The organism is Gemmatimonadota bacterium, assembly GCA_040388535.1.
Lineage (GTDB): Bacteria > Gemmatimonadota > Gemmatimonadetes > Gemmatimonadales > GWC2-71-9 > Palsa-1233.
In genome coordinates this window covers 1,303,925-1,327,165 of sequence record JAZKBR010000002.1, presented here as the reverse complement: position 1 = coordinate 1,327,165, position 23,241 = coordinate 1,303,925, and the positions used below count along the sequence as shown (strand labels likewise).

Annotated in this window: 20 protein-coding genes; 5 read left to right on the top strand and 15 right to left on the bottom strand. The window is 66.4% G+C overall.

Going from position 1 to position 23,241, the window contains the following annotated elements; translation table 11 throughout:
• Positions 1-62: 62 nt before the first annotated feature.
• The 11 genes from V4558_09490 to V4558_09440 all read right to left on the bottom strand — a co-directional run bounded on the left by V4558_09490 (position 63) and on the right by V4558_09440 (position 11,418).
• Positions 63-1,253, bottom strand: coding sequence for an acyl-CoA dehydrogenase family protein (locus tag V4558_09490; GenBank protein MES2305731.1), 1,191 nt, complete (start codon positions 1,251-1,253; stop codon positions 63-65).
• Between the two features lie 203 nt (positions 1,254-1,456).
• Positions 1,457-2,674, bottom strand: coding sequence for an acyl-CoA dehydrogenase family protein (locus V4558_09485; GenBank protein MES2305730.1), 1,218 nt, complete (start codon positions 2,672-2,674; stop codon positions 1,457-1,459).
• Positions 2,671-3,285, bottom strand: coding sequence for a SprT-like domain-containing protein (locus V4558_09480; GenBank protein ID MES2305729.1), 615 nt, complete (start codon positions 3,283-3,285; stop codon positions 2,671-2,673). Before V4558_09480 ends, V4558_09485 begins: the two co-directional genes overlap by 4 nt.
• Positions 3,286-3,382: 97 nt before the next feature.
• A complete protein-coding gene (locus V4558_09475; protein ID MES2305728.1) occupies positions 3,383-4,234 on the bottom strand; it encodes a metallophosphoesterase in 852 nt (283 codons plus the stop codon).
• On the bottom strand, positions 4,231-5,592 hold the full coding sequence (locus tag V4558_09470; protein MES2305727.1) for a hypothetical protein: 1,362 nt from the start codon (positions 5,590-5,592) through the stop codon (positions 4,231-4,233). Before V4558_09470 ends, V4558_09475 begins: the two co-directional genes overlap by 4 nt.
• Complete coding sequence (locus V4558_09465) at positions 5,589-5,879, bottom strand: hypothetical protein (GenBank protein MES2305726.1); 291 nt, start codon at positions 5,877-5,879, stop codon at positions 5,589-5,591. The genes V4558_09470 and V4558_09465 overlap by 4 nt, the downstream gene beginning before the upstream one ends.
• Entirely contained in the window at positions 5,854-6,870 is a 1,017-nt protein-coding gene (locus V4558_09460) for an isocitrate/isopropylmalate family dehydrogenase (protein MES2305725.1), read from the bottom strand. Before V4558_09460 ends, V4558_09465 begins: the two co-directional genes overlap by 26 nt.
• Positions 6,871-7,515 (bottom strand): hypothetical protein, encoded by a 645-nt coding sequence (locus V4558_09455; protein ID MES2305724.1) that lies wholly within the window; start codon positions 7,513-7,515, stop codon positions 6,871-6,873. It lies immediately after the preceding gene.
• Between the two features lie 9 nt (positions 7,516-7,524).
• The gene (locus V4558_09450; GenBank protein ID MES2305723.1) at positions 7,525-8,388 is read right to left on the bottom strand and encodes an SDR family NAD(P)-dependent oxidoreductase; all 864 of its coding nucleotides are present in this window, start codon (positions 8,386-8,388) and stop codon (positions 7,525-7,527) included.
• A gap of 52 nt (positions 8,389-8,440) precedes the next feature.
• The gene (locus tag V4558_09445; protein ID MES2305722.1) at positions 8,441-11,095 is read right to left on the bottom strand and encodes an ADOP family duplicated permease; all 2,655 of its coding nucleotides are present in this window, start codon (positions 11,093-11,095) and stop codon (positions 8,441-8,443) included.
• A complete protein-coding gene (locus tag V4558_09440) occupies positions 11,092-11,418 on the bottom strand; it encodes a PadR family transcriptional regulator (protein ID MES2305721.1) in 327 nt (108 codons plus the stop codon). Before V4558_09440 ends, V4558_09445 begins: the two co-directional genes overlap by 4 nt.
• Positions 11,419-11,559: 141 nt before the next feature.
• Here V4558_09440 and V4558_09435 point away from each other — a divergent pair, with 141 nt between their 5' ends.
• From V4558_09435 to V4558_09425, 3 genes are all read left to right on the top strand, one after another.
• Positions 11,560-11,838 carry a hypothetical protein gene (locus tag V4558_09435; GenBank protein ID MES2305720.1) on the top strand — a complete coding sequence of 93 codons (279 nt, stop codon included), beginning with the start codon at positions 11,560-11,562 and terminating at the stop codon, positions 11,836-11,838.
• An 86-nt stretch (positions 11,839-11,924) separates the two neighbouring features.
• The gene (locus V4558_09430) at positions 11,925-12,251 is read left to right on the top strand and encodes a PadR family transcriptional regulator (GenBank protein MES2305719.1); all 327 of its coding nucleotides are present in this window, start codon (positions 11,925-11,927) and stop codon (positions 12,249-12,251) included.
• A gap of 9 nt (positions 12,252-12,260) precedes the next feature.
• The gene (locus V4558_09425; GenBank protein MES2305718.1) at positions 12,261-14,987 is read left to right on the top strand and encodes an ADOP family duplicated permease; all 2,727 of its coding nucleotides are present in this window, start codon (positions 12,261-12,263) and stop codon (positions 14,985-14,987) included.
• A 9-nt stretch (positions 14,988-14,996) separates the two neighbouring features.
• Here V4558_09425 and V4558_09420 read toward each other — a convergent pair whose 3' ends face one another.
• Positions 14,997-17,750: an ABC transporter permease gene (locus V4558_09420; GenBank protein MES2305717.1), complete on the bottom strand. Its 2,754-nt coding sequence runs from the start codon at positions 17,748-17,750 to the stop codon at positions 14,997-14,999.
• A gap of 7 nt (positions 17,751-17,757) precedes the next feature.
• A complete protein-coding gene (locus V4558_09415) occupies positions 17,758-18,093 on the bottom strand; it encodes a PadR family transcriptional regulator (GenBank protein ID MES2305716.1) in 336 nt (111 codons plus the stop codon).
• Positions 18,094-18,276: 183 nt separating this feature from the next.
• Between V4558_09415 and V4558_09410 the strand changes: the two genes are divergently transcribed.
• A complete protein-coding gene (locus tag V4558_09410) occupies positions 18,277-19,335 on the top strand; it encodes a hypothetical protein (protein ID MES2305715.1) in 1,059 nt (352 codons plus the stop codon).
• Positions 19,335-21,044, top strand: coding sequence for a DUF2911 domain-containing protein (locus V4558_09405; protein ID MES2305714.1), 1,710 nt, complete (start codon positions 19,335-19,337; stop codon positions 21,042-21,044). The genes V4558_09410 and V4558_09405 overlap by 1 nt, the downstream gene beginning before the upstream one ends.
• 63 nt (positions 21,045-21,107) lie before the next feature.
• Here V4558_09405 and V4558_09400 read toward each other — a convergent pair whose 3' ends face one another.
• Both V4558_09400 and V4558_09395 read right to left on the bottom strand, forming a co-directional pair.
• Complete coding sequence (locus tag V4558_09400) at positions 21,108-21,581, bottom strand: cupin domain-containing protein (protein ID MES2305713.1); 474 nt, start codon at positions 21,579-21,581, stop codon at positions 21,108-21,110.
• A gap of 2 nt (positions 21,582-21,583) precedes the next feature.
• Positions 21,584-23,206: an amidohydrolase family protein gene (locus tag V4558_09395; GenBank protein ID MES2305712.1), complete on the bottom strand. Its 1,623-nt coding sequence runs from the start codon at positions 23,204-23,206 to the stop codon at positions 21,584-21,586.
• Positions 23,207-23,241: the final 35 nt, after the last annotated feature.

The following is a 23,241-nucleotide window of genomic DNA, read 5'->3' as shown; positions in this document are numbered from 1 at the left end:
TCATCTGTCATCTGTCATCTGTCATCTGTCATCTGTCATCTGTCATCTGTCATCCTGCTGTTCTAGTACGCCGCAAGCCCCGTGATCTCCTGCCCGAGAATCAGCGAATGCATATCGTGCGTCCCTTCGTACGTGTACACTGACTCGAGATTGGCGAGGTGTCTCATCGAGTGGTACTCGATCAGGATGCCGTTGGCACCCAGCAGTCGCCGCGCTTCGCGGGCGCACTCGCACGCCATGTTGACGTTGTTGCGCTTCGCGAGCGAGACCCGCGACGGCGTCGCCTTGCCCTGATCCTTCAGGCGGCCGAGCTGCAGCACGAGCAGCTGCGCCTTGGTGATCTCGGTGAGCATGTTCGCGAGACGCTCTTGCTGGATCTGCGTCTGGCCGATCGGCTTGCCGAACATCACGCGATTGGCGGCGTAGCGGCGCGCCTCATCGTAACAGGCCATGGCCGCGCCGACGCCGCCCCATGCAATGCCGTAGCGGGCCTGGGTCAGACACATCAGCGGCGACTTGATCCCGCCCGACTTGGGGAGGATGGCGTCCTTGGGCAGGTGCACGTCCTGCATGTGCAGTTCGCTGGTATCGCTCGCGCGGAGCGAGAGCTTCCCTTTCTGATCCTTGCCGGAGAACCCCGGCGTATTGGTCGGCACGATGAAGCCACGAATCGAGGAGGCGTCATCGATATCGCCGGTCTTCGCCCAGATGATCGACACCGTCGCCTGTGAGCCGTTGGTGATCCACATCTTGGTACCGTTGAGCACCCAGCCGTCGGCGGTCTCGCGTGCCGTCGTGATCATCCCTGCCGGGTTCGAGCCGTAGTCCGGCTCCGTCAGTCCGAAGCAGCCGATGTCGGTGCCGTTCGCCAGCCGTGGCAACCAGTACTTCTTCTGCTCGTCGGAGCCGAAGGCATAGATCGGATACATCACCAGGGCACCCTGCACCGAGGCAAACGAGCGGATGCCGCTGTCGCCACGCTCGAGTTCCTGCATGATGAGCCCGTACGCCACGTTGTTCAATCCGGCGCAGCCATACTCCTCCGGCAGATTGGCGCCGAAGAGGCCCAGCTCGGCCATCCCCGGAATCAGCTGCTTCGGGAAGCGCCCCTCGATGTAACAGTCACCAATGACGGGAATCAGCTGGTCGTCCACCCACGAGCGAACGGTATCGCGAACCGCCCGCTCCTCCTCGGAGAGAAGCGAGTCGCAATCGTAGAAATCAACGCCGGTGTACTCAGCAGAACCTGCCATTCCGAGCCTCCAAGAGGGACGCGCCAATCTAATCAGGCGGGAAGCGGGAAGCGGGAAGCGGGAGGCGAGGGGATCCCCGAACCCCTGGCTCCGTCGCCCAGAACGAAGTGAGGGGGCGAAGTGCCGTTTTAGGTCGGGCCTCCGCCCCCTCGCTGCGCTCAGGGCGACAGCGCCCTCCTCGCTTCCCGCTTCCCGACCGTGATCTACCGGTACGCCGGCAGCCCCGTCAATTCCTGCCCCACGATCAGTGTATGCATGTCGTGGGTCCCCTCGTAGGTGTAAACGCTCTCGAGATTTGCCATATGACGCATGCTGTGCCAGCCGCCGAGGATGCCGTTGGCGCCGAGCAGCCGGCGGGACTCGCGGGCCACGTCGCACGCCATATCGACGTTGTAGCGTTTCGCGAGTGAAACCTGCCCCGGCGTCATCGTCCCGAGGTCCTTGAGTCGGCCCAGCTGGAGTGCCAGCAGCTGCCCGTTGGTGATCCGGGTGACCATATCGGCGAGGCGAGCCTGCTGCAACTGCGTCTGGGCGATCGGCTTGCCGAACATCTCGCGCTGCTTGGCATACTGGAGCGACTCATCGAAGCACGCCATCGCCGCGCCGAGCGCACCCCACACGATGCCGTAGCGCGCCTGCGTGAGACACATCAGCGGACTCTTGAGCCCACCGGACTTCGGCAGCAGCGCATCCTTCGGCAGCCGCACCTGGTCGAACGTCATCGCGCTCGACTCCGACACCCGGAGCGAATGCTTGTCGTCGACACGATGCACGGTCACACCAGGCAGATCGGTCGGGACAATGAATCCGCGGATCGAGTGCGCATCATCGCTGTCGCCAGTCTTGGCCCAGACAACAGCAATCGTGGCCGAAGGGCCGTTGGAGAGCCACTTCTTGGTGCCGTGCAGGAGCCAGCCGTCGGCCTTCTCGGTGGCGCGCACGATCATCCCCGACGGGTTCGAACCGAATTCCGGTTCGGTGAGGCCGAAGCAGCCGATCGCCGTGCCCTGAGCCAGCCGCGGCAGCCATTCGCGCTTCTGCGCCTCCGACCCGAACTCCCAGATCGGGTACATCACCAGTGAGCTCTGCACCGACGCGAAGGAGCGGATCCCGGAATCACAGCGTTCGAGTTCCTGCATGATGATGCCGTACGCGACGCCGCTCAATCCGGGGCCGCCGTATTCCTTCGGAATCGTCGGGCCGAGGAGCCCGAGGGCGGCCATCTCCTGGACGAGCTCGCCGGGAAAACGGCCGGCGAAATAGCAGTCGGTGATGATCGGCATCAACCGCGCTTCGACCCACTCTCGCACGCGACTGCGCAAGGCGAGTTCGTCGGTGGTGAGCAGCGAGTCGACGTTGAGGAAATCGATCGCGGTGTACGGCGGCAACGGCGCCGGATGAATCGGGGCGAGTGGCTTCATTCGATGCTTCCCGAGTGGTCGTACGTCGTGGGGAATCCTGCTTCGGCGCGCGCGTTGGGGGAAATGCCGACCTCGCGCGCCTTGGCACGGAACGCGGCGCCGTGGTCGAGGGGGAGCCCGGTTTCGCATTGCCACTGATGCACCATCTCGTGCAGCAGGGTCTCGGAGGCCGCCGGCCAGCCATCGCGACGGACATGCCGGCCCGAAAGCGTGATCTCGAGGGCACGCCCATCGTGATCCGCCCGGAATTCACCGAGTCGCGAGCGCATCCGATCGGAGATGGTGATCGGCAGGGTCGCGAGCAATCCACTGAAGTGGCGCGCGTTGAGAATCTGGTGCAGCCGCAACAGTCGGTTCACCATCGTCTCGTGCTGCGCCGGTATTGGACGCGTGCGCCGCGGCCGGCTGCGCGAGGGAACGTGCCGGTCGACCGGAAACCCGAGGAACTTCCGTCGCGCCACAATCCGCTCGGCGCGCGGCACCCGCGGCTTGAGAAAGAGGACGATCGCGGCGAGGACATCGTCCGGCGCCCAGGCATAACCAGCGTGCAGCCGGAGCCCGAAGCGTGCGTGATGCGAGACGAGCACCGTCCGGTTGCGCGTGAGTGTCACCTCCGTCCCGGGCGGCAAGCCGAGGCGGAAGAGTCGATCCGGAAGGGCCTCTTCGGGAGCGAGTTCCAGTGCGAGGCCGAACTGGCCGTCCTCGGCACTAGCCGCGGGTGCTGATCGTCTCCGCAACGCGTGGGCGCGGGAAAGAAGTTTCGTTCCCGGCGTGAAAGGCGCGGTCGTTGGCGTCCCACAGGTAGTGGCGCACCACGATCGAATGCTCGTCGGCGATGATGAGGTTGCATGCCGACCCTCGCCCACCGCGGGTACGCGGCGTGTGCGTGCCGGAGGTTGCGACCACGGCGCCGTTCGGGAGCGTACCGGCCGCCTCTTCGTGATCGTGCCCGCAGAGCACCAGGTCGACGCCCGTCGCCATCACGTTGCGCCACGCCTGGCGCCAGCGCGCCAGACCCATCCGGCCCGAAATGCGGCCGCGCAACAGGTTCTGGTGCATCACCATCACCCGCAGCAGATCGGGACTCTCCTCGGCGAAGCGCATCCCGGCACGCTCGGTTTCGCGCGCCGGCAGATGACCTTTCACGGCCATGTCGTTCAGGTTGTACGTCATTGACCCGGCCACCACGCCGTAACTCGTGAGCACACCGCTCAGCACCGCACCGTCGACCACCAGCGTCGGCGTGAGTTCATCGCCAAAATACTTGCGGTACTTCTCGTACTTCGCACCCGCACCGATGACATCGAATGGCGTCGCCCACCATTGCACATCATGGTTCCCGGGCACCACCAGCGTGGGCGCGAGGCGTCGCATCGCCTGCACGAAGACCAGCGCCCGCTGGAATTCGCCGTGTCGCGCGCGCTGCGTCAGGTCGCCCGCGATCGCGACGGCCGTGGGAGCGAGATCGCTCGCCAGCGCCTCGATGCCCGCGACCTGGTGCAGGTCGCAGTCGTGACCGAAGTGCAGGTCAGAACATTGAAGAATCGAGACTCGACTCACCAGACCACACGCACGCGGTACGTGAGCGTCGCCTTGCCCTTTGCCGGGACTGTCACGGGAAAGACAACGCGCGAAGAGGAGCGCTTCTGGGCGACGACCGAGCTCTCGACCACCGACCACTCGCCGCCACGATCCTCGCGCACCTCCACGACCACCGCCGAATCCTTGGCATTCTGCAGCGCGACCTTGAACGTCGCGGTCGCGATCGTCCGCACCGGCGCCGCGGTCCTGCTGGTGGTGAAGTCGGTCTGCGTCCGCTTGGCGGTGACGTCGAAGGCCGTCCCGGTGCTGACCATCAACTCTTCACCTGGTGCGGTGTGACCGATATTGCCCATCCCGATGAGCTGCACCCGTCCGGCCTTGTCCGCGTCGAACACCGACACACTTCCTGCCGGCAGCGGCAGATCACCAAATGGTGTCGCCAGCTTGCGATCGAGCTTGTATGCCACGGCCACCGGCACTTCCTGCTCGTCCTCGGCCTGGCCGAAGCCACCGTAGTACGGCAGCACGCCAGTCACCGTGTAGCGACGCTCGGCCTTCGCAGTGGTCGGCTCGAAGAGCGGGACCACGAGTTGGGTGCCCGGGGTGAAGGTGACTCGGGTCGGCAGGGTGTAGAGCCGCGCTTCTCCAACCGCCTCTTCCGCCGCGTTCCCCGCGTCCTTGGCCAGCGACTGCGCCCGCGCCGCCATCTCGTACATCGGCCGCGGACCCGGCGCCATCGGTGGCGCGCCGATGTCGCCGGCGAGCAACTGCACTTCGGCATCCTTGAAGTCGAGCATACCGGTGTTGATCGTGGCGTTCCCTTCGACACGCCCGGTCCCGCCGAGGAAGAGTCGATACGTTGCGCCCCAGTTGGCCCCGGCGGTGGCGTACATCACCTTGATCCCGGTATGCGCCTTGTCGCTGCGCAGCGTCAGATCCGCCATCGGCGTGACGGGCACGCGCTCCGCTGGCCAGATGATCTGACCCGGTCGGCCGAAGCTCACTCCGGCAGTCCCGTTGCTGCTCGTGAACCAACGCTCGGGATCCATCGAGACCAGTGTCGCTGAAAAGGCCGGCTCGCTGCCGCGGCGAATCATGAACTGGCCACCGATGTTGCGGCGCAGAAGTGCGTCTTCGGAAAAGGCCGGGTCGAAGGCGAGTCGCTGCAGCGTGACACCGGGCTCCATCACGGCGAAGTCGCTCGCCGAAATCGCGCCGAGGGCTGCGGAGAGCGTCGTCGTGCCGGCATTCACCGAAATGGGGAGCGTGCGGCGCACCAGCACGCGCCCCGACGAAAAGAGCGTCAGCGACGCATCCTGCGCGGCGAGCGGGGTGCCGAGCAGGAGCAGGGTGGCAGCAGTCAGGGCGATCTTCACGGCAACGCCTCCATGGCAATGGGGCCCGCGATCTTGCGGACCAGCACGTAGGTCAGCGGTATGCTCAGGGCGGCGTACCAGCGACCGGTTGGAGACGACGGAAGGGTCAACAACGTCCACGCCCCGACGAGTAGCGTCGCCGTCAACGAGGCGATCCGGCCGATGCGAGACGCTTTCGCCTTGCGCCGTGCGAAACAGGCGGGACAGCGCTCCCCGAAGTCGATGTCCGGCACGAACTCGCCGCACTCGACGCAGGGGACTTCACGCCACCCGGTGGGCGACGGCATCACCGAATTCCCGCGTGGAAGCTGTGCCCCCGAGGTCACGAGTGCGCACGCGATCGGCCACAATCGTGGCAATGATCGCGCGCCGCACTCGGTCACCGGCCTTCACTTCGCCGATATGGTCGAGCATCATCGCCGCCGCGAGGATCAGCGCCGACGGATTGGCGATTCCCTGCCCCGCAATATCCGGGGCCGATCCGTGCACCGCCTCGAAGATCGCCGCGTGCTCGCCGATGTTGCCGCCTGGTGCGAGCCCGAGCCCGCCAACAAGACCGGAAATCTCGTCGCTGAGAATGTCGCCGAAGAGATTCGTGGTGACAATCACATCGAATTGTTCCGGCTTCATCACCAGCTGCATCGCGCAATTGTCGACGATGAGTTCGTTCATCGACACGCGACCTTCGTACTCCTTCGCAATCTCGCGCCCGACCTGCAGGAAGAGCCCCGACGTGAACTTCAGGATGTTGGCCTTGTGGACCAGGCTCACCTTCTTGCGACCGTGCGAGAGCGCATACTCGAAGGCATAGCGGATCACGCGTTCGGAAGCCGCGCGCGTGACGACGGCCACAGACTCCGCCTGACCATGCGGGTCGCCGTCGACCTCCACCCACCGCTCCTGCCCGATGTAGAGACCTTGCAGATTCTCGCGCACCAGCACGATGTCGACGTGCTCGAAGCGTCCGCCCGGGATGATCACCTTGGCAGGGCGCACGTTGGCGAAGAGCTCGAACTCCTTGCGCAGCGCGACGTTCACCGAGCGGAAGCCCTCGCCCACGGGCGTCGTCAGCGGCCCCTTGAGCGCGAGGCGCGTCCGGCGAATGCTCTCGAGCGTGGCCGGCGGCAGTGGGTCGCCGGTGGCATCGACGGCGGCCATTCCGCCGAGCTGCCGATCCCAGTGGAACTCGATCCCCGTCGCCGCAAGCACCTTGATCGTGGCATCAGCGATTTCGGGACCGATCCCGTCGCCGGGAATGAGCGTGACGTCGTAGGCCATCTAGTGATTGTCGGGAAGGATGTGAGCGATCGCCGCGGTGAGTGCCTCGGCCGCCGTGGCCCCGGCGCCTACCGGATGACTGCGGAACAACACCTGACCATTGCGCGAATCGACCAGCACCAGTGTCACCTCGACCTTGGCGCCGCTCGCAGCAGGCACGAATCGCACCGCAGCCGGCACCAGGATATCACGCGAGTCGGTCATCGCGCTGAGTGACCGCAGGTACGATCGCAACGGGTCGGGAGTCCGGTTGAAGCCATCATTACGCAGCATCGCCTGGCCCATGCGGTCCGGATCGGTCACCAGCCCGGGGGCGCGTTTCGCCACTCGCCGCAGCTCGGCCGGGAGCACCCAGGTCACCTCGGGGCCGCGCAGTTGCAGGGTCGCGGCCACAATCGAGTCGGCCCAGGCGAGTCGCACCGCGTTTTCGGCAGGGAGCCCCGGTGGGGTAACCGAATCGCTGAGCAGGAAGGTGATTGGCAGGACCGGGATGGCCTGACCGGCAAGGGGCGCCAGCAGCAGGGAGGGCGCCGCCGCCACCTTGGCGGGCTTCCCCTGCTGGGCGGTGGCGGCACAGGCACCGCTGGAAAGCGCAAAGGCCGCCAACAGGGCGAGCCGGGATGTGGCCGTACGGAGGTTTTTCACCGCTGAAAGCTATTCGAGCGAGAGCCCCCCGTCCACGACGATCGTCTGTCCCGTGATGTGCCGTGCCGCATCGGAACAGAGGAACGTGATAACGTTGGCCACGTCCTCGGGCTCGGCCAGTCGCCCGAGTACGGCGCGCTTGCGGGCCCGGTCAATCACGTCCTTCGGGAGCTGGTCGAGTCGCTCGGAGTGCACGAACCCGGGTGCCACCGCGTTGACATTCACATTCGATGGACCGAGGTCGACGGCCGCAGCACGAGTGAGTCCCTCGAGCGCCGCCTTGCTCGCCGCGTAATTGGCCACACCGAACCCGGGGCGCCCCGCCTGATGCGCGCTGACATTCACGACCTTGCCCCAGTGCTGCGTGCGGAAATGCGGCGTCACAGCGGAAAGACAATGGAACGCACCGCTCACATTGGTCTCCAGCACCTCGGCCCACGAAGCCGGGGTCAGGCGCCAAAGCGCTCCATCGTGCGCAATTCCCGCGTTGTTGACGAGGTAGTGCACCGTCCCGAACTTCCGGATCACTTCGGCAAAGAAGCGTTCGACGCTCGCGGGATCACGGACATCACAGCGCGCCGAGTAGGCCTCGACCCCCATTGCCGCAAGCGTGGTCTCAGTCAGCAGTGCCGTCGCCTCGACCTCGCGCCCGGGCAACTCGACCCAGCAGAAGGCGACCTTGCAGCCGAGACGGCCGAACTCCGTGGCGACGGCGCGGCCGAGTCCGGTCGCCCCGCCCGTCACCACGGCCACCCGACCCGACCAGTCGGCCGCCACCGGGGCCGGCTTTGGCTCGGTTTGCAGCGCGGGGCTCGCCCGCGAGGTGGCGGGTGCGGCAGCCCACGGCAGGTCGCTTCCAGACGAGAATGGCATAGCCCGTGAACGTACGGGTCGATCGGGACGGCGGCAAGCACGCCGCCGTCGATCAGTCGGCTCGGAGGGTCGTGACCGGGTCGATCCGGGCCGCCCGCCGGGCCGGCAGCCAACAGGCGGCGATGGCTACGGCGAAGAGCACCAGGGCCACCCCCAGGTAAGTCGGCAGGTCGGTGGCGGTGATCCCGAAGAGCATCGAGGCGATAGTACGGCTGAGCAGCACGGACGCTACCAACCCGACCGTGAGTCCGATGCCGGTGAGTCGCATCCCCGCGCCGACGATCAGCGACAGGATGTCGCGACGGGAGGCGCCGAGCGCGGATCGCACGCCGATTTCCCGGATCCGTTCGGTCACCATCCCGCTGAGCACGCCGTAGATACCGGCGGCAGCCAGAATCAGCGCCACCAGAGCGAAGCCCTCGAAGAGCACCAATGCGAACCGTCGCTGTGCCTCACTCGCGTGCAGCAACGCCGCCATGGTCGCGACACGAATCACCGGCTGATCACGATCGACTTCGGCGACGGCCTGACGAATCGCCGGCAGCAGGGCGTTCACATCGCCGCCCCCGCGCACGACGAGTGTCATCGCACCATCGGCGCCATACGGCGATTGTACCTCAGGCTGGTAGAGGGCATCCGATCGCTCAGCGGCGAGCGAGACCTGCTTCACATCGCCGACGATGCCGACGATCGTGCGCCATGGTCCCTTGGCTGGATCCCCAACGCGCACGCGCTGGCCAATCGCATCTTCGCCAGGAAAGACTCGCTTCGCGAAACTCTGATTGATGACCACCACTTCGGGCTGACCGGCGACATCCTGCGGCGTCAGCGTGCGCCCGCGCAGGAGCGGGATGCGCATCGTCTCGAGATAGCCGGCGCTCACACCGTACCGGAAGGCAGAGGGGTCCTCGGAGGGATTGGGGTTCGGATGCTTCTCGCTGTGAATGCCGTAGCCGTCGAAGTCGTTGCTCAGCGGCAACTGGCTGGTAAGCGCGGCGGAAGTCACGCCAGGAAGTGCCCGCACCCGGGTCAGGACCTGCTCGAAGAATCGCCAGGTCGTAGCATCGTCAGGCATCCGCTGGCCACCACTCTGGATCTGCACCGTGAGCAATTGCTCGGCGTCGAATCCGGGATCCACGTTCAGCACCTCGCGCATGCTCCGGAGCAGCAGCCCCGAGCCGACGAGGAGCAACAGCGCGAGAGCCACTTCGGAGATGACCAGCGCGCCGCGCGTGAACGAAGCGCCGCCGGCCGTCCGTCGACTCCCCGCCCCCGTACCCTGATGGAGATTGCGTCGCGTTGCGTGCCATGCCGGCACCAGGCCAAAGATCACGCCAACCGCGAGTGAGATCGCAAGCGCGAAGCCGAGCGCCGACGAGTTGAGCGCAATGGCATCAACCCGTGGCATCATCGCCGGACTCAGCGCCACGAGCCCCCGCACGCCGAACACCGCCAACGCGACGCCGAGTGCACCGCCGAGGCCGGAAAGGAGCAAGCTCTCGGTCAGCAATTGCCGCATCACTCTGCCTCGGCTCGCGCCGAGTGCGGCGCGCAGCGCAAACTCGCCGCGACGCTGTGCCGCTCGGCCCAGCAGGAGATTGGTGACGTTGGCGCACGCAATGAGAAGTACGAGGGCGGCAGCGGCGAGCACTGCGAGCAGTGCCGGTCGGACCGCCCGCGTGATGTCATCCTGCAGCCGCACCGGGAGCAGCGTCACGCCGGCGTAGTCGGTGGGGTGGTCTCGGCGCATCGTGGCATAAATGCCTTCGAGCTCGCGCGCAGCGGCCGTCGTCGTAACGCCCGCACGCAGGCGCGCCACGGCGCGGAGGTGGTGACAGCCGCGGCAGGCATAGGGCAGCGAGACGTCGTAGCGCAACGGGGTGTAGAGTTGTGCGGCGGGGTTGAGCACATTGACGAACGAAGCCGGCATGATTCCGACGACGGCGAAGGGGTTGCCGTCGATGGTGATATCGCGTCCCACGATGCTCGAGTCGCCACCAAAACGACGGCGCCACAAGGCATCACTGAGAATGACCACCCTGGCCGCACCAGGGCGATCTTCTTCATGGCTGAAGCCTCGGCCAATCGCGGGCGATACGCCGAGGACGCGAAAGAACGACTCCGTGACCTTCTGGCCGACCAGCTGCTCCGGTTCGCTGCGGCCGGTCATCGTGCCACTGAAACCGCCGACGGCCGCCGTTGCTTCGAACGAGCGCGAGAGATCGGTGAGTTCGCGCCACGTCGTGAAGCCGACGTTGTCACGGCCGCCGTCCTTCGTGGACTCCCAGATCATCGTGATCCGGCTCGCATCAGGATACGGCAGCGACGCAAAGAGAATCGGATAGACGGCGCTGAAGATCGCCGTCGTGGCGCCGATACCGAGTCCGAGAATCAGGACCACCAGTGTGGTGAAGGCCGGTCGACGACGCAGCGTGCGAGTGGCGAAGTGGAGATCGGCGGCGAGGAGCGACACGGAGGAGTCTCCAGCGAAGCGGGGAGAGGGGCGGGGCGACTGGAGCAGTGCGATCGGTGCCCGTAGCACCTCGCCCCAGTACCAGCGACGTGCGGCAGCCGCCCCGCGTGCGGGCACGATCTCGTTGCGAAAGCGCTCCTCCAGATCGCCGAGGCACGCTTCGCGAAAGTCTTCCGGGAGGATGCGTGTCAGGAGCCATGACGCGAGCGCCGGGGGCGCGCTGTCGGCGTTCACGGCATCCCCCAACTGGTATCGAGCCCGTGGCTCATCCCCCGCAACGCGTGCAGCGACGCCTGAATTGCGCGCCGACCGGCCGGGAGAATGGCGTAATACTTTTTGCGACGGCCACCGCGCTCGGCCGTCGGCTCGCCCATTCGCGACGTGATGAGGCCCTTGTCGGCGAGTCGGGTCAGCGTGGTATACACCGTCGCAAATGCAGGGTCGCGACCAGTGCGGCGATGGATCTCGTCGCGCACCGAGATGCCATAGCCCTCGTCTCCCAGGTGGATCAGGGCGAGGAGGACAAGTTGCTCGAACTCACCGAGGTGGGCGCCCATCGCGACTCCATATATTTGTAATTGTCGATGATATAGACGAAGGTACCTCCGGTTTGGTTTCGGAGGCCGGTGCAATCGAAACCGTGGCAGGATGAAACGCGTCCGACTTTCAGGATCGTCCCATTCAACTGCGAGTGCCTCATGGATCGCCACGCGATCATGTCCCTGATTCCGATCTCCTTCATTCTGGTGACCGGCTTGCTGCTCTTCTCCCGGACGCGCCTGGGTCGGGCTTTCGCGACCCGAATCGAAGGCGGCGCGTTAGGAGAGGAGTCCCGCGCCCGGCTCGATGCCCTCGAGAATGACATGGACCTGCTGCGTCAGCAGCTGGCCGAGACCGAGGAGCGGCTCGAATACTCGGAGCGGATGCTGATCGCGCAGCGGCTCATCGAAGAGCACCGCGATACTCCCGTCCCGTAAGTAGCCGGCACTCCCCTTAAGGCTTGAGGGGGCTTGCCCTCCCCGGTCACGCGAATATCTTCCCCTTAACCATTCAGGGGAACACCGTGGCCGAACTCGACCTGCTCCAGGGCACCCTCGATCTCATCATCCTCAAGGCCCTGATCTGGGGCCCCTCCCACGGCTATGCCGTCGCGCGCTGGGTCGCCGAGACCACCGGCGACGACCTGCAGGTCGAGGAAGGTGCCCTCTACACCGCCCTCCACCGGATGGAGAAGCGGGGCTGGATCGCAGCCGAGTGGGGCCTCTCCGACAACAACCGGAAGGCGAAGTACTATCAACTGACGCCGGTCGGGCGGAAGCAGCTGCACGACAAGACCGAGTTGTGGAATCGTTACGCCCACGCCGTCTCCGCCATCCTCCGCACCGCCTGAGGTGATGCGATGACTTCGCTTCCCCACGTCCGCCGTTTTCTCCGCGTCGACCGCGGCAGCGTCGACGTCCCCGGTGGTGTGGCCGACGAACTCGATTTCCATTTCGCGATGACCATCGACGAATTGATGGCAAAGGGGATGTCCCGCGAACTCGCCACGCGCGAGGCACATCGCCGCTTCGGCGATCTCGAGATGACGCGGCGCGGCCTGCAGCACATTGATCAGGAACGTGTCAGCAACGAGCGTCGCGCGCGGTGGTGGAGCGGGATGACCCAGGATCTGCGCTATGCCCTGCGAGGCCTGCGGCTCTCCCCAGGCTTCACCCTTGGCGTGATGCTCACGCTCGGGCTGGGCATCGGCGCGAATGCCACGATGTTCTCGATCATCGATCCGCTGCTCTTCCGCGCACCGAAGTATCTCGAGCACCCGGATCGGGTCAACCGGATCACGGTCGGCCAGATGAACCTTGGCACCGAGTATTACCGCGAGTCGTTCGGCTATCAGCAGTATCAGGACTTCATCGCGGACACGCATTCGTTCAGCCGGTTCGTCGCGACCTGGTCGAGCAGGCTCGCCATCGGCAGTGGCGCCGACGTCAAGCAAGAGCAATACGTGAGCGGCGTCAGCGCCTCCTTCTGGCAGATGTTCAATGCACCACCGGCGCTCGGTCGCTACTTCTCCGCCGACGAAGACCGGATTCCGGCAGGCGAACCGGTCCTGGTCATCAGCTGGCCCTACTGGCAGGCGCATTATGGCGGCCGCCGCGATGTGCTCGGACAACATCTGCAGATCGGCAAGCTCGACTACACCATCATCGGCGTCACGCCGCGTGACCTGCTCGGCTTGAGCCTGCGTCGATCGATGGGATTCATCCCGTTGACCAGCATCGCGGCGAACGTGATGCCTGATCGCGGCGAAGGACGTCGCTTCTACAACGGATACTCCTTCAACTGGCTGCAGCTCGCGGCCGAGCGGAAACCGGGGGTCAGTGCGGCCGCGGCAACGGCCGACCTGCAGTCCGCCGTACTCCGCTCCTACGAGCGCCGGCGGGAGGCCGAGCCCAGCACGCCTCCCGCTTCGGAGCTGCAACAACGCGCAATGCTATCGCCGGTCCAGAGCGAGGCGGGGCCGAATCGCTCGACCGCGACCAAGGTCGGCACCTGGCTTGTCGGTGTGGCGCTGCTGGTGCTCGTCATCGCCTGCGCGAACGTCGGCAACCTGCTGCTCGCCCGGGCCCTCCGCCGCCGCCGCGAGATCGCCCTGCGCCTCGCCCTCGGCGTGACCCGCGGTCGATTGCTGGGACAGCTGCTCACCGAGAGCCTGCTGTTGTCGACCCTCGGCGCCGGCCTCGGCCTCGTGCTGGCCGCCTGGGGCGGAGCCGTGGTCCGCCACGGCCTGACACCCGATGCCGAGTCGATCGGCATCTTCTCTGATTCGCGAATGCTCGCGTTTGCCGCCATCGCGATGCTGATCGCTGCCCTGCTCTGCGGGGTCGCACCGGCCGTGATGGTCCTCCGCTCCGACCTCGCCGGCGCACTCAAGAGCGGCGCCCGCGAGGGCGGCTTCCATCGCTCGCGCCTGCGGGTCACCCTCCTCGTGTTGCAGGGGGCGCTCTCGGTCGTATTGCTCGTCGGCGCCGGACTCTTCGTGTCGTCGCTGCGTCAGGTGCAGGCGACCCCGCTTGGATACGACGCCGAGCACGTGACCTACGTCGAACAGAATATGCGCAGCGCCAAGCTCACCGATGACGAGCGCTACCATCTGCTCGACCGGTTGCTCGCGCGTGCGCAGGAGCTCCCCGGCGTGGTCGCCGCCACGCGCACGACCAGCGTGCCGTTCTACATGGATTGGAGCGAAGACCTCTTCGTGCCGGGCGTCGATTCGGTGAACAAGCGCGGTGAATTCGTCCTGCAGGCGGTCAGCGGCGGGTATTTCAAGACGATGGGCACCCGGGTGCTGCAAGGGCGCCCGCTCAACGACGCCGATCGCGATGGCAGCGAACTGGTGATCGTGGTGAGTCAGTCGATGGCGAAGCTGCTCTGGCCCGGGGTGAATGCACTCGGAAAGTGCGTCAAGATCAGTGCCGATTCACTGCCTTGCCGCAACGTCATCGGCGTCGCGGAAGACATCAAGCGCGGCTCGCTGAGCGACGACCCGGGGCTGCTCTATTACGTCCCGATCAGCCAGTTCCCGGTGGGCGCGTTCGGGATCTTCGTGCGCACCGCGGCACCGGCCACGGTGGCCGCCGAGCAGCTACGGCGCGCATTGCAGCCGGAAATGCCCGGCACGGCCTATCTCACCACGCAACCGCTCCCCGACCTGATCGCACCGGAGATGCGCTCGTGGCAGCTCGGTGCAACGATGTTCACTGTCTTCGGCGGGCTGGCCCTGCTGGTGGCGAGCATCGGACTCTACAGCGTAATCGCCTACACCGTGACGCAACGGCGTCAGGAACTCGGTGTACGCGTCGCACTCGGCGCGTCGGCAGCGTCGATGCTGCGGCTCGTGGTGGGCGATGCGATGCGGATGATGACGGTCGCGGTGGCGCTCGGCATCGCCGGCGCGCTCATCGCCGCGCGATGGGTCGGCCCGTTGCTCTTCCACACTTCGCCGAGGGACCCGATCATCCTGGGCGGAGTTGCGGTTGCCCTGTTGCTGGTGGGCCTCGCCGCGTCGTTCGCTCCAGCCTGGCGCGCGGCGCACCTCGATCCGGTCACGGCGTTGCGCAGCGAGTAACCGCTGCGCTCATCCCAACCGCAGCGCCTCGACCGGATCCACTTGCGAGGCGCGGCGGGCGGGGAGCCAGCTCGCCAGCAGCGCGGCGGCGCCGAGGACCACGACAATGGCCAGATAGACCAGCGGATCCGATGACTCAACATCGTACAGCAGCGCCCGCATCACTCGGGTGAGCAGGAGTGCCGCACCAACACCGATCAGCGCGCCGACGGCGGCGAGGGTCGCACCCTCGCTGATCACCTGCCGCAACACGGCGCCGGGCTCGGCACCCAGCGCCATCCGGATCCCGATCTCACGCGTCCGTTGCTGCACGGCGAACGACATCACCCCGTAGATCCCCATCAGCGCCAGTGACAACGCCACCATCGCGAACAGGGCGAGCAGGGTCGCGATGAACCGCGATTGCCCGGTTGCCGCGGCGACCCGGCTCGACATCGGCTGCAGGTCATAGACCGGATACGCCGGCGCCAAATCCGCGAGCACCCGTCGCGCGGCGGGTGCCAGTGACGCTGCATCTCCTCGCCCGCGGATGAAGATCATCAGTGACGTCCGCGGCGCCTGCGTGTAAGGCATGTACACCTCGGGCACCGGTACGGAGTCCACCGTGCTGTATCGCACCTCGCCCACAACACCGATCACGGTGGCCCCGTCGTGAAAGCCACCTTGATAGATGTTGGCGCGCTTCCCGATCGGATCCTGCCCGGGCCAGTGCTTGCGAGCGGCCAGCTCGGAAACGAGGATGACCTTCTCGGTGCCGATATGATCAGCATCGGTGAAGAGACGTCCGCGGAGCAGCGGGACCCGCAATGCACCAAACCACCCCTTGGTGACCACATGCACCCCGATCCCTGGCGCCTCGACGCCCTTCACCGCCGGCCGGTCGGGAAAGGTGATGATGGTGCCGTTGCAGCCGCCGTTGAGCGGAGGACAATCGGCGAGGCCGACGTTGGTCACCCCTGGAATCGCCGCCAGTTGTGCGACGAGTCGGTCGTAGAAGCCGGGCATCGAGTCGCGCGGAATCTGCCCCGGGATCATCCCGAGCCGCATCGTGAGCACGTGTTCGGCATCGAAGCCGGGATCAATCGCGAGCAACTTGCCCAGCGAGCGCAGCATCAGTCCCGACCCCGCGAGGAGCACCACCGCGAGCGCCACTTCGACAACAACCAGCGTTCCCCGACTGATGCCGAATCGGAAGCCGCGCTGCGGTGTCGGTGAGGTTCCCTCCTTGAGTGACTCCGTGAGCGACGGGCGCGTCGACTGCAACGCTGGCGCCAGCCCGAATACCAGTGCGACGACGAGAGTAGTGACCAGAGTGAAGAGGAGCGCATGGCTGTCGATCCCCACATCGGCAAAACCCACAATCCCGAGTCCGCTGAGCCCCTGCACCCGCAACGTCTCGAGCGGATTTGCTGCCTGCAGCAACCGCGTTCCCAGCCACGCCACCAGCAATGAGGCCGCGCCGCCGAGCAGTGCCAGCACGAACGACTCGGCCAGCAGGAGGCGTACCAGCCGGGCGCGGCTCGCGCCGATGGCGAGGCGGATTCCGATCTCGCGGCGGCGGGCAGTGGCCCGTCCGAGCAGGAAGTTGGCAAGGTTGACACAGGCGATCAGCAGCACGAAGCCGACTGCACCGAAGAGCACCAGCAGCGACTGCCGCACCCCCGGCGACACGCGGAGACCATCGAGCGGATGCGCGCTCGCGCCCCAGCCGCCCTTGGCGCCGGGGCCGAGATTCGACTCGGTCATCGGCGAGGCATCATAGATCCGCGGGCCCAGCAGTTCCGCCTCACTCCGCGCGGCGGCCGGTGAAACACCCGGCCGCAACCGGCCCACCATCGAAAATTCGAGCGACCAGTTCTGCGCGAGATCCTCGGCGCTCCTGGTCGCAATCGGGATCATCACGTCGGCGCGACCAGTGAGGCCACGAAAGCCGGTCGGCAGGACGCCCTGCACGGTAAACGGCTGGCCATCGATGTTGATGGTCTGGCCAATGAGGGTCGGGTCCGCATTGAATCGGCGACGCCAGAGCTGGTCGCTGATCAGCGCGAGGGATGGCGCGCCTGGCCCAATGTCCTCGCTGGTCGGCAAGTCCTGACCCACCGCCGGGACGATCCCGAGTGTCGCGAGATATCGTGCCGAGATCAACTCTCCCGGGACACGCTCCGAGGTGGCGGTCCCGACAATGAAGTTGCCCGCGCTGTAGAGCGCGAGTTCGGCATGGGAGTGCTGCTGCTGGCGATAGTATACGAACTTCGGCCACGACCAGGGATTGTCGGCGGGGGTGGCCCTGGCCTCGTTGGCAGGCGCCACGAGCACGATATCCATCAGTTCGTTCGGGGCGTGGAACGGGAGCGACCGGAGCAGCATCGCGTTGACGGCCGAAAAGATTGCCGTGTTGGCACCGATCCCGATGGCCAGCGTTGACACTGCCAACAGGGTGAACGCAGGGCGGCGAGCGAGTCCGCGGAGTGCGTAGCGACAGTCGGAGAGAAACTCTTCGATCAGTTCGTGCATGGCCAGGCTCCGTTCCTTGCGCTCCGCCGAACTGTGGAGGCGCCGGGTGACTTCGGTGAGGGAAGGTCCGAGGCGACGAACCGCTTCCGCGCGGGCCTCCGCGGGCGACATGCCGCGTGCCGTGAGCTGGGCGACGCGTTCGTCGATGTGAAAGCGGAGCTCCTCGTCCATCGCCTCGTGAATGAGGTCGGGGCGTCGCAGCGAGAGCCGGAAGAGGCGTCGGACGCCGTTGGGCAGCATGGGCGACATATCGCGCTCAGGCAGTGCGGGCGGCGAGAATCGCCACCAGCGTCTCGGCGTAACGGACCAGGGCACTCGACTCCGCCCGCAGATGGGCGCGGCCAGCCGGCGTCATCGAGTAGTAGCGGGCGCGGCGATTGTTGCTGGTGATACCCCATTCGGCCCGGATCAGGTCGCGCTCTTCCATCCGATGCAGCGCCTGATAGAGCGCGCCGTCGTCCACGGCGAGGTGACCGGTCGAGCGCTCCTCGAGCCAGCTGGTCACTTCAAAACCGTGCCGCGGCCCCCACGACAGCGACTTGAGGACGAGGACATCGAGCGTTCCCTTGATCAGCGACAGTGGTGCGGCCATGCTCCCCCCAGGATCTCTACCCAGATTCTAGGGGGAATCAATACCGCGCTGCGCCCGGGCAGGTCAAGCGGCCCCCTGTCAGAACCGTCCGACGGGGTTCTGACACTTCCAGCTGCAACGAAGCCGGCGAGTTGCGCGTCCTGCAGAGGTCATCGCCCTCACCTCTCGGGACCGGAGTTGCCGATGTTCCTGCTTGCCCTGGTGCTTTTCCAGCAGGTGCCCACCGTCCGGCTCGATCGACCCACGGCCGCGCCGAAGGAGTCCTTCACCGAAATCACGGGGCTGGTCGAGCTGCCCGACGGTCGGCTCCTCGTGGCCGATCAGTCGGAACATCGGCTGGTGCGCCTCGATCCCCGCAGCTCCGAGGTCACGCCACTGAGTCATCAGGGCGCCGGGCCGCGCGAGTTCCGCGCAGTGAGTCATCTCTTCCCGCGCCCGGGCGGCGGCGCCTGGCTCACCGACTTCGCGCAGCGACGCCTCCTCCCCATCAATGCCGACGGATCACTCGCCGACGTGGTCGCCGTGCCGCCGTCGTTGCTCCTCGCTGCAGTCGACGCAAGCGGGCGGATCTACGCCGACCTCTTCGGCAAGTTCGCCAATGGCAAGGCCCCCGATTCGATGACCGTCGTGCGCTGGACACCCCCAGCCTCGGGCTACGATACCCTGATGCTTCGCAATGCCAACTGGTCGACGCGAACCGGCCGACCGCGCCACGCGCTGGCGCCGTATGATGCCAGCGTGGTGCTCGCTTCGGGCGATGTGGTCACGCTCGATGCCGCGCACTACCGCTTCGAGCGCTGGCATGATGGCACTCGCATCGCGAGCGCCATGGTACCGTGGACGCCGATCCCGATGACTGCCGAGGAGAAGCGAGCCTACATCGCAGCCGAGAGCGCGCAGAAGTCGAGGTCGTTCCGGAACGGCAAGGCTGGCAGCACCGCGCCGGGCGCTCCGCCTCCGAACTGGCTGGATGGTATCGTCTGGCCGACCAACAAACCCGCCTTCGTCGACGATGATGTCTACGCGTCGAGCGATGCGCGTATCTGGCTCCGTCGCTACACCGCCTTCACGGACTCGACGCCGCGATATGACGTCCTCGATGACGCCGGCCGGCTCGTCGGTCGCGTGACGCTCCGCACCAGCGGTAAGGTGGTCGGTTTCGGGAAGGGTGTGGTCTACATCGGCGAACGAAACGACGACGATGAGTTGCAGATCCGACGGTACCCGTTGCCGGCCTTCTGATGCCACTCTCGGCACTCGCCGTGCTCCTGTCGCTCGCCACCCCGGCGCAGCGCACCGCGCAAGTGAGCGAGCACATCGCCATCGTGCCCCTGCACGGCGGCGATCCCCTGGTGATTGCCGCGGGAGATGCGCTACCGCTCCGAGTGGACCCATATCGCTGTTACGGTGATGTCTGCGAGCGCCTGCCTCGCGCCGGCGCAGCGATGTGGAGCGCGGTGGGCGTCGGGATTTTCGTCTCGCCTCGCGGGGTCGTGCATGCGAAACAGCCCGGTCGTTTTCTGGTTCGGGCACGCCTTGGTGGGCGGATGGCCACGGACTCGATCCGCGTCCTGCCACCAGTCAAGTCATTGGGATGGACAGCGCACCCGAGGCGGCTGTTCGTAGGTGACACACTCCGGATCGCGACCCTCGCGCTCGACTCCAGCAATGCCGTGGTCGGTCAGCTCACGCTGTCGGAACATTCCGGGAGCGGCGGCGCGACCGAGGTCGTGTCCTACGCCGACAACGGTAGCACGGTTCTATACATCGCCCGACCAGGTCCGATCGCGCTCGTCGGGCGACTGGCGCACCGTAGCGACACGCTCCACCTCGAAGCGATCGCTCGTCCCGACACCCTGCGTGGTGCCCTGATCGTCCGCCTGGGCGTCGACACGCTCAGCGTCGAGCAGTGGACCCGGACCGCCGACAGGATGGAAGGAGATTACGTCCGCCGGATGCCGGCCGCATCCCGATGGCACTACGTGGTGACGGTCAACGCCGACGGACTGCCGCGCCGAATGGATCTCACCCCGGTGCGCAGCACGACGGCCAGCGCCCCGAGCGGCATTCGGAAGCTTTCCGTCGAGTGGGATGCCGACTCGCTCAGCATCGATGTCCTGCGCGATACTGTGGTGCACCGTCGGCGTGCCGCAGTGAACGGCATGCCCATCTTTCCGGACTCCTACGCCTTCTTCGAGCTGTGGCTTTCGTGGTTGCGACGAAGCGGGCGGGATTCGGGCCTGGTGACGGTTGTGGCGCCCCTCGGCGGCCCTATCGGTTCGATCCCGGTGCGATTCCGCGGCGGTGACTCGGCGGAGGCGCTCGTCTTCGGGGTGCCGATCAAGATCCGCACCGACGCGGAAAGCCGGCTCCTCGGGCTCGATGCGACGGCGTCGACCATCAAGCACGTCGGGGAGCGCGTCGCGAGAATCGACCTTGACGCGGTCTATGCCTCCTTCGCCCGGCACGATTCGCTCACCGGCCCCACCGGCACCTTCATCTCCACGCGTGATACCGTCAGGGCACAGATAGGCGGAGCGCAGCTTTGGATTGACTATGGCCGCCCCGCCAGGCGAGGCCGCGACGTCTTCGCCAGGGGAGTGCTCGGTGACACGCTCTGGCGCACCGGCGCCAACGCAGCGACGCAATTTCGTACTGATCGCGATCTCCGGATTGGCGGGCGGACGCTGCCCGTCGGGATGTACACCCTCTACACTCACGTCGGCCCGACCGGTATCGAGCTGATCTTCAATTCACAAACAGGGCAGTGGGGAACCGAATACCATCGTGATCGCGACGTGATGCGTGTTCCGGTCACCGTCCGTCGCACGCCGGGCAGCTTCACCGAGCTTTTCACGATCCGCCTCGAACCCGGCGGCGTCACCGGCGGCGGTACGCTGATCCTCGCCTGGGATGATGTCGAATGGCGACTGCAGTTGCTGGTACCCTGAACATTCTGCTGCGCGGAGCGGAACGGCCGAGCATCGCCGGCGGTTCGCCCGCAAGGCGAGGAGCTATCGCGTTGGCGGGCGCACGACGGTGGTCCGCAGCGGCCCGATACCGTACAGCGCGACAATGGTCACACCCCGCCCGCCTTCGTAGTGCGCGTGATCGGGGGGCATCACTACAAAACTGCCTGCCGGCATCTGTGTCACACTCGAGGAATCCAGGCGCTCGCCGTGGCCGAGTAGCAGCGTGCCGCTGACGACCAGGAGTCGCTTGGCAATGTTGTGCGTATGCGGCGGAATCCAGGCGCCGTCCGCGAGTCGGAGCAGCATCGTGAACGGCTGACCGTCGACGGTCGGATCCCCGTCGAGCATGGCCATCTCGAGCCCGCCTCCAGCCGCCGACCAGCGGAGGTCCGATAGGAGCTTCGGTGTCGGCCCCTCGGGAAGCGGGCTGGTACCCCCCATCGACGCGATCTGTGCCGAAAGTCTTGGCGTAGCAAGGAGCGCTGCCACGATTTGAATCCGGATCAGCGACTTCATGGTCATTCCCTGGCCCCAAGCCAGCGCACCACCACGTGACACGCCGGTGCGCTGCCATAGTCGAGCGTCACACTGGCATCGAGCGTGCTGCCCGTGAATTTCCCCGTGATGGAGATGGCATAGCTCACCCCGCCTGCCACCACAGTCTTGGGCTGCGTCGTGAAGCGGAGGTCGGGCTTGAGTTCGCCGCCATATGTGGTGCCCGCGTGCGTCAGCATCACGACGCTGTTGCCATTGCTGGTCTGCACCACTGTGGGGTTGTTTTGCACCGGCAGCGAGCAGCCCTCGCTGCTGGAAGTGACCGAGACCGCTGTGTTGTAGGTGCCGGCGACGGATGGCGCATCAGCTGGCGCTGAAGCGCCACAGGCGAGCGACGTCACCGCGGCCGCGGCAATTCCGACGAAGGTGACACGAGGACGCGCGCGCACCGATGAACCTCCCTGGGTCGAAGGGCTGATTGGCCCGGCGCATCCTTCCGACCGGGTGAGGATCCGGCCATCGCGCACGATCACGGCGGCACGGCGGAGCACGGCCAGGTCGCGCGTCGGGTCGCCATCGAGCAGGAGGAGCCGCGCTGGCGCCCCCGCCACGATGGTGCCCAGGCCGGGTTCGCGAAGCAGTTCCCCGCCGTGGCGGGTGCCTATGGCAAGCACCTCCTCAAGCGGGATACCGGCCGCGGCAAACTCCTCCAGTTCCGCCTCGAGGGCTCCGGCCGCTGGAATCACGTCGATCCCGGCGTCGGTCCCGGCAGCAAGGTGGGCCCCGGCCTGATACAGCATCTGCACGAAGCGCCGGCGGTTGCCAATCACCCGGGCGCGCATGTCGGCCGGGTGTTGCTGGGCCAAATGCCGGTAGATCGCCATCGTCGGGACATTCCAGACGTTCTGCGCCACGGTCTCGCGCAGCAACGCGTCAGTTCCGGTGAAGGTCGCGTCGCTCCAGCCCCAGGTTCCGCCGTTGTGACTCGCGCTGAGCCGCCGGTCGTAGCCGGAAAGGTGCTCGATGCTTCGCATCCCGGAGGTCAGGGCGTGCTCGATCGGCACCGCCGTGGGGACGTGCCCGGCGAATTCGACGCCGTGCCGCTTGGCCGCGGCGCTCACCGCGTCGAAGCTCGCGAGGCTCAGACTCTGATACACCTTCAGGGTCTTCCAGCCCGCGCCGGCGAGCCGGGCGACCAGCGCTTCGGCATCTGCCGGAGTGTTGAGCAATTCGGTCTCGGGCCACTGCGGTGGCGAACCATCGATGCCAGGCGAGAGGGACACCACGGCGGGGCCCGCAACGTTGCCACGCTCGATGTCAGCGATCAGCGGCCGGATGCCGGAGTGCCCCCACATGTTCCGCACCGTGAGCACGCCGTCGGCGAGATACTGGGCCGCATCGGCTCGCCGCAGGTGGACGTGCGCATCAACCAAGCCGGGAAAGAGGAAACGTCCATCCCCTTCGATGATCCCGACGCCATCAGGAATCGGGGCATCGGCCGCCACGATGCTGCTGATCTGCTGGCCGCTGATCAGCACCGTGCGGTGTGTCAGGTTTGGCCCACCGTTCATCGGGATCACGGTGACGTCACGGATCGCCAGCGTCGCTGCCGACGGGACCTCTGTCGGGGGGGCGGCGCCGCTCAAGCTGCCGCAACCAAGGAGCCCGGCGAGCAGGCCCC

Excerpts from the sequence above, each read along its gene's own strand:
- V4558_09490 (MES2305731.1), bottom strand. The coding sequence starts at position 1,253 with ATGGCAGGTTCTGCTGAGTACACCGGCGTTGATTTCTACGATTGCGAC.
- V4558_09485 (MES2305730.1), bottom strand. The coding sequence starts at position 2,674 with ATGAAGCCACTCGCCCCGATTCATCCGGCGCCGTTGCCGCCGTACACC.
- V4558_09465 (MES2305726.1), bottom strand. The coding sequence starts at position 5,879 with ATGCCGTCGCCCACCGGGTGGCGTGAAGTCCCCTGCGTCGAGTGCGGC.
- V4558_09460 (MES2305725.1), bottom strand. The coding sequence starts at position 6,870 with ATGGCCTACGACGTCACGCTCATTCCCGGCGACGGGATCGGTCCCGAA.
- V4558_09450 (MES2305723.1), bottom strand. The coding sequence starts at position 8,388 with ATGCCATTCTCGTCTGGAAGCGACCTGCCGTGGGCTGCCGCACCCGCC.
- V4558_09440 (MES2305721.1), bottom strand. The coding sequence starts at position 11,418 with ATGGGCGCCCACCTCGGTGAGTTCGAGCAACTTGTCCTCCTCGCCCTG.
- V4558_09435 (MES2305720.1), top strand. The coding sequence starts at position 11,560 with ATGGATCGCCACGCGATCATGTCCCTGATTCCGATCTCCTTCATTCTG.
- V4558_09425 (MES2305718.1), top strand. The coding sequence starts at position 12,261 with ATGACTTCGCTTCCCCACGTCCGCCGTTTTCTCCGCGTCGACCGCGGC.
- V4558_09420 (MES2305717.1), bottom strand. The coding sequence starts at position 17,750 with ATGTCGCCCATGCTGCCCAACGGCGTCCGACGCCTCTTCCGGCTCTCG.
- V4558_09415 (MES2305716.1), bottom strand. The coding sequence starts at position 18,093 with ATGGCCGCACCACTGTCGCTGATCAAGGGAACGCTCGATGTCCTCGTC.
- V4558_09410 (MES2305715.1), top strand. The coding sequence starts at position 18,277 with ATGTTCCTGCTTGCCCTGGTGCTTTTCCAGCAGGTGCCCACCGTCCGG.
- V4558_09405 (MES2305714.1), top strand. The coding sequence starts at position 19,335 with ATGCCACTCTCGGCACTCGCCGTGCTCCTGTCGCTCGCCACCCCGGCG.
- V4558_09400 (MES2305713.1), bottom strand. The coding sequence starts at position 21,581 with ATGAAGTCGCTGATCCGGATTCAAATCGTGGCAGCGCTCCTTGCTACG.